8 protein-coding genes are annotated in these 10397 nt (G+C 68.7%); 6 read left to right on the forward strand and 2 right to left on the reverse strand.

The features are described 5' to 3' along the window. Positions 1–59: 59 nt before the first annotated feature. A complete protein-coding gene (locus A5892_RS07665; protein WP_150123509.1) occupies positions 60–389 on the reverse strand; it encodes a YnfA family protein in 330 nt (109 codons plus the stop codon). A gap of 207 nt (positions 390–596) precedes the next feature. On the opposite strand from A5892_RS07665, the gene mnmH reads away from it, so the two are divergent. Next, positions 597–1697, forward strand: coding sequence for a tRNA 2-selenouridine(34) synthase MnmH (gene mnmH / locus A5892_RS07670; protein WP_064122305.1), 1101 nt, complete (start codon positions 597–599; stop codon positions 1695–1697). Between the two features lie 62 nt (positions 1698–1759). Here mnmH and A5892_RS07675 read toward each other — a convergent pair whose 3' ends face one another. Continuing rightward, on the reverse strand, positions 1760–6100 hold the full coding sequence (locus A5892_RS07675) for an Lhr family helicase (protein ID WP_223302822.1): 4341 nt from the start codon (positions 6098–6100) through the stop codon (positions 1760–1762). A 256-nt stretch (positions 6101–6356) separates the two neighbouring features. Between A5892_RS07675 and phnC the strand changes: the two genes are divergently transcribed. The 5 genes from phnC to phnG are packed head-to-tail and all read left to right on the forward strand — an operon-like array spanning position 6357 to position 10396. Next, a complete protein-coding gene (gene phnC, locus A5892_RS07680) occupies positions 6357–7196 on the forward strand; it encodes a phosphonate ABC transporter ATP-binding protein (RefSeq protein WP_064122307.1) in 840 nt (279 codons plus the stop codon). Between the two features lie 40 nt (positions 7197–7236). Further along, positions 7237–8268, forward strand: a complete 1032-nt coding sequence (gene phnD, locus A5892_RS07685; RefSeq protein WP_064122308.1) for a phosphonate ABC transporter substrate-binding protein — start codon at positions 7237–7239, stop codon at positions 8266–8268. A gap of 56 nt (positions 8269–8324) precedes the next feature. After that, positions 8325–9122 (forward strand): phosphonate ABC transporter, permease protein PhnE, encoded by a 798-nt coding sequence (phnE, locus tag A5892_RS07690; protein ID WP_064122309.1) that lies wholly within the window; start codon positions 8325–8327, stop codon positions 9120–9122. 39 nt (positions 9123–9161) lie between these two features. Further along, complete coding sequence (locus A5892_RS07695) at positions 9162–9920, forward strand: GntR family transcriptional regulator (RefSeq protein WP_082890328.1); 759 nt, start codon at positions 9162–9164, stop codon at positions 9918–9920. After that, entirely contained in the window at positions 9917–10396 is a 480-nt protein-coding gene (gene phnG, locus A5892_RS07700) for a phosphonate C-P lyase system protein PhnG (RefSeq protein ID WP_064122311.1), read from the forward strand. The genes A5892_RS07695 and phnG overlap by 4 nt, the downstream gene beginning before the upstream one ends. The last annotated feature ends 1 nt before the right edge of the window (position 10397 follow it).

Here is a 10397-nt window from a genome sequence, read left to right on the forward strand (position 1 = left end):
CTTCCCGGCGTGGCCGCTTGCCAGCATGGGGCTTCCGCACCGGCGTTGGTCCACCGTGATCAGCTGCTCGGCGCGAACATGATGATCCCCATCCCCGCCATGGCCACCGAAGCGCCGAGCAGGTCCCAGCCGCTCGGCCTGATGCCGTCGACCGACCACAGCCAGAAGATCGCCACGAATACGTAGACGCCGCCGTAGGCCGCATAGACCCGTCCCGCTGCGGTGGGATGCAGGGTCAGGAGCCAGGCGAAGAGCATAAGGCTCAGCGCCGCCGGCACCAGGAGCCAGGCCGATCGGCCTTCCCTGAGCCAGAGATAGGGCAGATAGCAGCCGATGATCTCGGCCAGCGCGGTGACGAAGAACAAGGCGACGGTCTTGAGTATCAGCATGGCGAGAGGGCTCCTCGAAGTCGCTCGGAGTCTACCAGCATGGTCCGCTGGCCGGTGAGAAGGATGATGCGGCTGAGCGGGCACCCGCCCTCGCTGGGTGGCTTGGTGATCCGGACCAAAAGCCCACCGTCCATTCGCGCCGATGCGGCACGGGCCCGCCGGACCCTGATATCGTCAGCGCTCTTCGCACACCGATGGAGAATCAGGATGTCGCAGAGTAGGACCGATTTCGCCACGCTCTTCGTCGACGAGGTGGCGTTACTCGACGTGCGTGCGCCGGTGGAGTTCGCCAAGGGCGCTTTCCCCCAGGCGGTCAACCTGCCGCTGATGGACGATCTCGAGCGCCAACGGGTCGGTACCCGCTACAAGCGGCAGGGCCAGCAGGCCGCGCTCGAACTCGGCCATCGGCTGGTCAGTGGTGAACTCAAGCGCAGGCGGATCGAGTCTTGGGCGAGGTTCGCCCGTGCCCATCCCGAAGGCTGCCTCTATTGCTTTCGCGGCGGGCTGCGCTCTCAGATCGTCCAGCGTTGGCTGCGTGACGAGGCGGGCATCGACTACCCTCGCGTGGCGGGTGGCTACAAGGCGCTGCGTGGTTTTCTCAGTGAAGTGATCGAGCGTGCGGTGGTCGAGTGTGAATGGGTCCGGATCGGCGGGCTGACTGGCGTCGGCAAGACCGAGGTGCTGGCCGGGGTGGCGAACGCGGTCGATCTCGAAGGCTTGGCCTGCCACCGTGGTTCGAGCTTCGGCGGACGCGTCACGCCACAGCCGGCGCAGATCGACTTCGAGCATCGGCTGGCGATCGCGCTGCTCAAACTGCGTGAGGCGGGTACTGCTCGATTGATAGTCGAGGACGAGGGAGGGCGGATTGGACGCTGCATGCTGCCGCTTGCGCTGCAGCGCAGGATGCAACGTGCGCCGCTGATATGGCTCGAGGCACCGTTGTCGCAGCGGATCGAGCGCGTGCTCAAGGACTATGTCATCGACCTGCGTGCCGAGTTCATCGCCGCCTTTGGCCTAAAGCCGGGCCTCGAGCATTTCGCCGAGCGTCTCGAGCAGAGTCTCGCGAGCTTGTCCAAGCGGCTCGGTGTAGAGCGCTACCGCCGGCTCGCCGCGCTGATGTCATGGGCGCTCGCCAGTAGCGCAGAGGAGTCTCTGGCGTTGCACCGCGGCTGGATCCATCTGCTGCTCGACGAGTATTACGACCCGATCTATCGCTATCAGCGTGACAGCCAGCAGCAACAGGTGTTGTTCAGCGGTGAACGCGAGGCGGTGCTCGACTATCTGCGCTCGATGGCCTGTGCCCGGTAGGGCCGCGGTTAGATCGGCCAGGTAGGGGAGGGGGCGAAGCCGCTGAAAGCTGGCCGAGCGTCTCAGCCCTTGCCGTGCCTGGCGAGCAGTTCGCGCACCTGGGCCTGCTCCTGTGCATCCAGCGGAACCTGGTATTCGAGCTTTGCGCCCAGGGCGCGCGCTATCGGCACGCCATCGCGATAGACGATCCGGTTGCCGGCGAGCGCAGGAACCCGTTCACCCGGCAGCAGGATACCGACCAGATTGAGCGGGTCGGTGGCGCAGACCAGCTGCAGCGTACCCTCCTTGCCCCGATGCCGTGCCCGGCGCAGCGGTCCCACCGCTTCGGGCAGGGCGAACTGCTCACCGGACGTGCCATTGACGAAGCGCCCGCCGCGGATTTCGCCGCGCGCCTCCAATCGATGCAGCACGCGTAGCAGCTCCCGCCAGGGCGGCAGCCAATCGGCCTCGCGCTCGAGCAGCCGCCAGAACACTACGCCGTAGCGGCGCAGCAGCACGCGGACGAGATGCTCCAGGGCGTCGGCCGGATACGCCGGGTGCGCGGCGGGCGAGGCCGCCTCGCTCGGTGCTCGTCGCAGCAGCGCCCAGCGCCCGGCCTGCTCCATGGCGTGGGCCAGTGGGGAGCCTCGCGTGTGTCGGCCGTGGCGATGCGCCCGGGTGCGTCTCGGGGCGGGTGAGATCAGCACCCGCAGGCCGGCGAAGCCATCGGCATTGACCAGGCCCGCGCCGACCAGCTCCGCCAGTGCGTTTTCCAACTCGCTGCGCAGCAGCCGAGTCTGTGCCAAGAGCTCATCGAAGAACAGTGCGCCTTGGTGGCGCAGCACCTCGGCGACCCGTTCGGCGCGGGGCGAGGGCGCCACCTCCGGCACGCTTGCCGCCAGCGCGTCCCAGGTCGCAAGACGGCTTCGGGGCAGCAGCACGATCGGCGTCGCCCGCACTGGCCCACCGCCGGACCTGGGCCTGGCCGACTGACGCGCCGCTTGGCGTTTCCATACCACTCGTCCTGAGCGGCAGAGCTCATCGAGTCGATCCTCGCCATAGTCGATCAAGCGGGCCGGAAGAATGTCGCTCTCCCAGCTCGATGCCGCGGCCTGATATCCCTCGAGCTGCTCGACTATCGCGGCCAGCGCCTGGGTGCCCTGTCCTCGGGTGTCGGCGGAAAGACGCTGCCAGTCGAACAGGAAACGGATGAAATCAGCCGGCTCGACCGGTGCGATCTCGCGCCGCAGCCGTTTCAGTGTCAGGCGATGAATGCGCGCCAGCAGCTGGCGCTCGCACCACTGTTCATCGGTGGTGTGCGGATCGAAGCGCCCGCGCAGCGCGTAGCCCTGGGCTTCAAGCGTGGCCAGCGCCTGGGCTGCGCGGGCTGTCGACAGCGCCAGCGGGCGGGCCAGCTGGGCGAGGGTGACCGGGCCGCTGGCGCCGAGCCGCGCGCGGACCAGGGCGATCAGCGCCTGCTCGGCGCAGTGGCTCTGGTCGAACCCCGGCGGCGGCTCAAGACTCGGCTCGACCCTGGGGAGCCCGGCCGAGGTGGCATAGACCGCGCGCATTTCGTTCAGCCGTTCCACCGCGACCCACAGCCACTCACCTTCGGCGATGTTCACCCGGGCGGCGCGACCGCTGGCCGCCAGCGCGTCGAGCCAGGGCCGCCACTCGTCCGGCACCTCGCCGAGGTTGATCCCGGCGAGGCTGTTCAGCGCCTCGCTCATCTCATCGGCGTCGCGCACCCGCGGCCAGGCCTCCTCGCGCACCTCGGCGATCGCCGCTGGGTCGAGCGCGCCGAGATCGTCGGCGGACTCCGGATCGCTCCAGCGTCGCGCCAGCACCGCTTGGGTACGACGCTCCTCCAGCGGCGCGTCGTCGAGGAACGCATAGGGCTGCGCACCGAGCACCTCGGCGGCGAGCGGCGATGGCGCCGGCAGGTCGCGGGCGATGAGCCGGATGTCGCCCGCCTCGATGCGCTCGAGCAGCTGGATCCAGCCGTGGCTGTCCATCGCCTCGTGCAGGCAGTCATCGAGGGTCTGCCTGACCAGCGGATGGTCGGGAATCTCCCGCTCGCCGACGATGTTCTCGACGCACGCCACCTGGTCGGGGAACACCGCCGCCAGCAGGTCGTCGCTTCTCATCCGCTGCAATTGAGGCGCCACCTTGCGCCCGCCGGCCATGCGCGGCAGCGCCAGCGCGACGGTGGCGTTCCAGCGCCAGCGCACGCCGAACAGCGGTGCGTCGAGCAGCGCCTGAATGAGTAGCCCTTCGGCGCTCGCCGCGCGCAGGTAGTGCCATACGTCGTCCAACGCGAAGCTGTGGCTGGTGGAGAGCGACAGCACGATGGCGTCCTCGGTGGCTGCCGCCTGCAGCTCGAAGTCGAAGCCGCGGCAGAAGCGCTTGCGCAGCGCCAGCCCCCAGGCGCGGTTGATCCGGCTGCCGAAGGGCGAGTGGATGACCAACTGCATGCCGCCGGATTCGTCGAAGAAGCGTTCCATCACCAGGGTGCGCTGGGTCGGCAGCGCCCCCAGCGCCGCCTTGGCCACGGCGAGGTAGTCGACGATCTGCTGCGCTGCGGCCTGGTCGAGGCCCAGCTCGTCTTCGAGCCAGGCGATCGCCGGCGCGAGCCGGGAGGTGCCGTCGCAGCGCTGATCGCCCAGCCGCTGGTCGATCTCCTCGCGCAGCCGCGCCACGCCTGCCGAGAGTGCGTCGCTGCGCCCCGGAGCCTCGCCGATCCAGAACGGGATGTTCGGCGGCTGGCCGCGGGCGTCTTCGACCCTTACCCGGCCGGGTTCGATCTTGATGATCCGGTAGGAGGTGTTGCCGAGCTGGAAGATATCCCCGGGCAGGCTTTCCACCGCGAAGTCTTCGTTCACCGTGCCGATCGGGTGGCCGGTGGGTTCCAGCACTACGCTGTAGTCGCCGCTTTCGGGGATGGTGCCTCCGCTGGTCACCGCGACCAGCCTGCTCGCACGCCGGCCGCGCAGAGTGCGGGAGACACCGTCGCGGTGCAGATAGGCCGCGCGCGGGCCAAAGCGACCGCTGAAGCCCTGGGCGAGCATGCCGAGCAGCGCCTGGTAGCGCTCGGCGCTGAGTTCAGCATAGGGGCCGGCGCGGCGGATCAGCTCGAACAATTGATCCTCGTACCACTCCTGGCAGGCGACCTCGGCGACGATCTGCTGCGCCAGCACGTCCAGCGGTGCCTGGGGAATCACCAGGGTGTCCAGCTCGCCGCGGCGCACGCAGTCGAGCAGCGCCGCGCATTCGATCAGGTCGTCACGCGAGGTCGGGAACAGCCGCCCGCGGGGGACCCCTGAGATCTGGTGGCCGGAGCGGCCGATGCGCTGGAGGAAGGCTGCGATCGAGCGCGGCGAGCCGAGCTGGCAGACCAGGTCGACCTCGCCGATGTCGATGCCGAGCTCGAGCGATGCGGTGGCGACCAAGAGGCGCAGCTCGCCGCGCTTGAGCCGCTGTTCGGCGTCGAGGCGCTGCTCGCGGGCGAGGCTGCCGTGGTGCGCGGCCACTGCGTCGTGGCCCAGGCGCTCGGAGAGGTGGCGCGCCGCGCGCTCGGCCATCCGTCGGGTATTGACGAAGACCAGGGTCGTGCGTTCGCCGCGCGCAAGCTCGGCGAGCCGGTCGTAGACCCGCTCCCACACATCGTTGGCCATTACCGCGGCCAGCGGTACCGGTGGCACCTCGATGGCGAGCTCGCGCCGGCGCGCATGGCCGATGTCGACGATCTCGCAGTCGCCATCTCCCGAGCGGCCGACCAAAAAGCGTGCTACCGCCTCGATCGGGTGCTGCGTCGCTGAGAGCCCGACGCGCGCGAGCGGTTGGCCGCACAGCGCCTGCAGCCGCTCGAGGCTCAGCGCAAGGTGGCTGCCACGCTTGGTGCCGGCGACGGCGTGGATCTCATCGACGATCACCGCCCGGGTGCTGGCGAGCATCCGCCGACCGGAGTCCGAACCAAGCAGCACATAGAGCGACTCAGGCGTGGTCACCAGGATATGCGGCGGGCGCTTGCGCATCGCTACGCGCTCGCGGCTCGGCGTGTCGCCGGTGCGCACCGCGGCGCGAATGGCGATCTCCGGCAGCCCGCGCGCGCGCAGCTCGTCGCGAATTCCGGCCAGCGGCGCTTCCAGGTTGAGCTGGATATCGTTGGACAGCGCCTTGAGCGGCGAGACGTAGACCACCGTGGTCTGGTCGGGCAGCTCGCCACCGGCGGCCAGGCCCTGGCGGACCAGCTCATCGATCGCGGCGAGAAACGCAGTCAGCGTCTTGCCCGAGCCGGTGGGCGCCGCCACCAGCGTATGACGCCCAGCGCGGATCGAAGGCCAGGCCGCGACCTGCGCCGCGGTCGGGTGCTCGAAGGCACGCCTGAACCAGCCGGCCACCGCCGGGTGGAAGGCGTCGAGCACGGCATCCGACGCCACCGTGGGCGTGGAAGGGGAGGGAGAGCGGTCCATCCAAGCAATATGGCGGCTCGGCGGCGGGAAACAAGCGCATCGTGTCGCCTTGCGCCGTCGGTTCGAAGCGAAACCGACATCGAATGTTCACTTCCTCGCCATCGTCTAGACAAGTGGGGGTCACATCCGTCGCGCAGACTCTCGTCATCGAACGAGCCGTGGATCGATACCTCTCCACCGCTGGTTTCCATCGATGAGGACGCGAGTCATGACACCGGTGATCAAAGTCTCAATGCTGAGCAAGACCTTCGGCGCACGCCGTGTACTCGACCAGATCGGCTTCGAGGTGGCGCCGGGCGAACGGGTGGCGTTGATCGGGCCCTCCGGCGCGGGTAAGTCGACGCTGCTGCGCCAGCTGGTTGGGCTGAGCCATCCCGATCGCGGCAGCCCGGCACGGGTCGAGGTGCTTGGCCGCGCGCTTTCGCGCGCGGGCCGGGTGCGGCGCGGCTCCCGGGCCGAGCGGCTGCGCACCGGCTACATCTTCCAGCAGTTCAATCTGGCCGGGCGGCTGAACGTACTGACCAACGTGCTGATTGGTCGGCTCGGGGCGATGCCGCGAATGCGTGCGCTGTGCGGGTGGTTCTGCGCCGATGAGCGGCGCATGGCGCTCGACGCACTGGCGCGGGTCGGCATCGATCACCTCGCCGGCCAGCGCGCCAACACCCTTTCCGGCGGACAGATGCAGCGTGTCGCGATCGCTCGCGCGCTGGTCCAGGACGCCGAGCTGATCCTCGCCGACGAGCCGATCGCCTCGCTCGATCCGAGAGCCGCGCGCGAGGTGATGGAAATCCTCGAACGAGTCAGCCGCGAGGATGGACGCACGCTCCTGGTCTCGCTGCATCAGGTCGACTACGCCCGGCGTCACTGCGAGCGGGCGATCGCGCTCAAGGATGGGCGGCTCTACTTCGACGGGCCGATCGGGGAGCTCACCGACGACCGGCTCGAAAGCCTCTACGACAACCTCGCGCTCGATGCCATCGGTGTCGAGCGCGATGCGCGCCGTCGCGCGCTGGACGTGCCGGGCGGCATGCTCGGCGCCACCGGCTGACTTCCCATCGATCCTCGTCCGATCCAACGGAGAACCGATCATGAAACTTGCCGCCAGGCTTCGCACTCCACTGCTGCTGCTGGGAATGGGCATCTCCTCGGTCGCGTCGTTCCAGACCCAGGCCGCGGAGACGATCAATTTCGGCATCATCTCCACCGAGTCGAGCCAGAACCTCGCCCAGGTCTGGCAGCCGTTCCTCGACGACATGTCGCGTGAGCTCGGCGTCGAGGTGAAGCCGTTCTTCGCCACCGACTACGCGGCGGTGATCCAGGCGATGCGTTTCAACCAGATCGATCTGGCCTGGTACGGCAACAAGTCGGCGATGGAGGCGGTCGATCGCGCCGGTGGCGAGGTCTTCGTCCAGACCACCGCCGCCAACGGCGACCCGGGCTATTGGAGCCTGATGATCGTCAATCAGGATGCGCCCTACCAGGATATCGACCAGGTGCTCGCCGACGCCGACAAGCTGACCTTCGGCAACGGCGACCCGAATTCGACCTCGGGCTACCTGGTACCGGGCTACTACGTCTTCGCCCAGCGCAACGTCGATCCGAGCACCGCATTCAGGCGCACCCTCAACACCAATCACGAGACCAACGCGCTGTCGGTGGCCAATGGCCAGGTCGACGTGGCGACCTTCAACACCGAGGGCATGGAGCGGCTCAAGCAGGTCAACCCCACCGCCGCGGCCCGACTGCGCGAGGTGTGGCGTTCGCCGCTGATCCCCTCCGATCCGCTGGTCTGGCGCAAGAACCTCGACGACGAAGAGAAGGAGAAACTGCGCGCGTTCTTCCTCGATTACGGCACCACCGCCGAGCAGCAGCAGATACTCGCCGACCTGCAGTGGGGGCGCTTCCAGCCTTCCGATGACGACCAGCTGCTGCCGATCCGCCAGCTGGAGCTGTTCCGCGAGCGTACCCAGCTGGCCGCCCGCGACGATGGCGACGGCGAGGCCAGGCGCGCTCGGCTGGCGGAGATCGACGCCCAGCTGGAGCAGATCGAGCAGCGTATCGAGACCCGCAGCGCGCAGGCCGGAAGCACGCAGGCACCGCCGCTCGCCGCTGCGCAGTGAAGACTTCGCGCGCGGCCGCACCCGCGCGCTTCGACCGACGCATGGAAGGACCAAGCATGACTCCGACCGCTTCCCCCGTGCCGGCCCTTGGCGGCAAGCGCAGCGTCAAGACCCTGTTGCTGTGGACCGTGATGCTGCTGGTGCTCGCCTGGGCTTGGCAAGGCGCCGAGATGGCGCCGCTGCTGCTGGTCGAAAACGCCGGCAACATGGCAATCCTCGCCAGCGAGTTCTTTCCACCGGCGACCGGTGGCCTGTGGCACTACATCGATCTGATGATCGTCACCGTGCAGATCGCGATCTGGGGCACGGCTCTGGCGATCATCTGTGCGGTGCCCTGCGGCCTGCTCTCCTCGGAAAACCTCACCCCTTGGTGGATCCACCAGCCGGTGCGCCGGCTGATGGACGCCGCGCGTTCGATCAACGAACTGGTGTTCGCGATGCTCTTCGTCGTCGCCGTCGCCGTCGGCCTCGGGCCGTTCGCCGGCACGCTGGCGCTGTTCGTCCATACCACCGGGGTGCTGGCCAAGCTGTTCTCCGAAGCGGTCGAGGCCTCGGAGCCCGGACCGATGGAGGGCGTGCGGGTCACCGGCGCGGGGCGGATCGAGGAGATCCTGTTCGGTTTGATTCCCCAGGTGCTGCCGCTTTGGATCTCGGTGAGCCTCTATCGCTTCGAGTCGAACATCCGCTCGGCCACGGTGCTCGGCATGGTCGGCGGTGGCGGCATCGGCGTGGCGCTGTGGGAGACCCTGCGCGGTTTCCAGTACGCCGAGACTGCGACCGTGATGCTGGTGATCATCGTCGCGGTGAGCCTGCTCGATATCGCCTCCCAACGGCTGCGCAAGCGCTTCGTCTGAAGCGCTTTTCATTCTCCCATCCTCTCCGATGGAGTGCGGATGTCTAGACAACTCGCCGCCGCCCCGATGTATCGACGGCTCGCCGAGACCCTGGCCGACGAACTTCGCGCGGGCTGTCACGGGCGCGAATGGCTGCCCACCGAACAGGCCCTGGCCGCGCGCTTCGCGGTCAACCGCCATACCGTGCGACGGGCGCTCGACGAGCTGGCGCGAGCCGGCCTGGTCAGCCGCCACCAGGGGCTCGGCACCCGGATCGTCGATCGCCATATCGACTATGCGGTGACCCGCAGCAGCAAGGTCTCGCGCAATCTCGCCGAGCTCGGGCTGGTCGCCGAGACCCTCTGCCTGGACCAGCGGCTGGTCGTTGCGCCCGAGGCCGTCGCGCGGCGCTTCAGCGTCGATGGCGTGACGCCGGACGAACTGCTCCGCGTCGATACCCTGCGGCTCAGCGAGGGCGCGCCGCTCTTGCGCTTGCGCCACTGGTTCGATCCCGCCTGGGTGCCCGATTGGTGCGCGTACTATCGCGGCGGCTCGACCCGGGCGCTGCTCGCCCGGCGCTACGGCCTGCGTCTTGCCCGCCGCCGGGTGCGGATCGAGGCCTGTCTCGCCGATGGCGAAGACGCGCTGCTGCTGCGCTGCGCCAAGGGCGCGCCGCTGCTTTCGCTGGCAAGCGACAACCATGAGCCCGGCGGTCGGCTGGTCGAGCACTCGGTCTCCCGTGGCCGCGCCGACCGACTCGCCTATCGCTTCGATTTCTCCCCTTCGCAACACGGCGACGACGCCGAGGAGCTTCGATGAGTGATGATCCCCAGGGCAGCGCGGCGCGCGCCCAGCGCCAGCGCCTGATGGCGCTGACCCCTTATCCCGCCTTGCGCGAGGCTTGGCGAGCGCTGGACATCGATCCGGTGCATCGCCGCGTGCGTGGTCCCGAGAGCGGTATGGCAATGGTGCGCGGCCGCGTCGGCGGCGAGGGCCGTGCGTTCAATCTGGGCGAGATGACCATGTGCCGCGCCAGCGTCGCGCTGGATGACGAGGCTGGCGACGCCGCGCTTGGCCATGCCTGGCTCGCCGGGCGCGATCATCGCCAGGTCGAGCTGATGGCGCTGATCGATGCCTGCGCCCAGCGCCCCACCCTTGCCGCGCGGATCGAACGCGAGTTGATGGCACCGCTGGCCGCGGCCCTGGCACGCAGGCGTGAGCTCGAGTCCCGCAAGGTGGCGGCGACCCGGGTCGAATTCTTCACCTTGGCGAGAACTTCAACGAGAGGAGAGTGAG

Origin of the sequence: Halotalea alkalilenta (assembly GCF_001648175.1) — a bacterium.
In the GTDB taxonomy this organism is placed as follows: Bacteria; Pseudomonadota; Gammaproteobacteria; order Pseudomonadales; family Halomonadaceae; genus Halotalea; species Halotalea alkalilenta_A.

Bases quoted from the DNA above. Each gene is read 5' to 3' on its own strand.
- A5892_RS07665 (WP_150123509.1), bottom strand. From the start codon at position 389: ATGCTGATACTCAAGACCGTCGCCTTGTTCTTCGTCACCGCGCTGGCC.
- mnmH (WP_064122305.1), top strand. From the start codon at position 597: ATGTCGCAGAGTAGGACCGATTTCGCCACGCTCTTCGTCGACGAGGTG.
- phnC (WP_064122307.1), top strand. From the start codon at position 6,357: ATGACACCGGTGATCAAAGTCTCAATGCTGAGCAAGACCTTCGGCGCA.
- phnD (WP_064122308.1), top strand. From the start codon at position 7,237: ATGAAACTTGCCGCCAGGCTTCGCACTCCACTGCTGCTGCTGGGAATG.
- phnE (WP_064122309.1), top strand. From the start codon at position 8,325: ATGACTCCGACCGCTTCCCCCGTGCCGGCCCTTGGCGGCAAGCGCAGC.
- A5892_RS07695 (WP_082890328.1), top strand. From the start codon at position 9,162: ATGTCTAGACAACTCGCCGCCGCCCCGATGTATCGACGGCTCGCCGAG.
- phnG (WP_064122311.1), top strand. From the start codon at position 9,917: ATGAGTGATGATCCCCAGGGCAGCGCGGCGCGCGCCCAGCGCCAGCGC.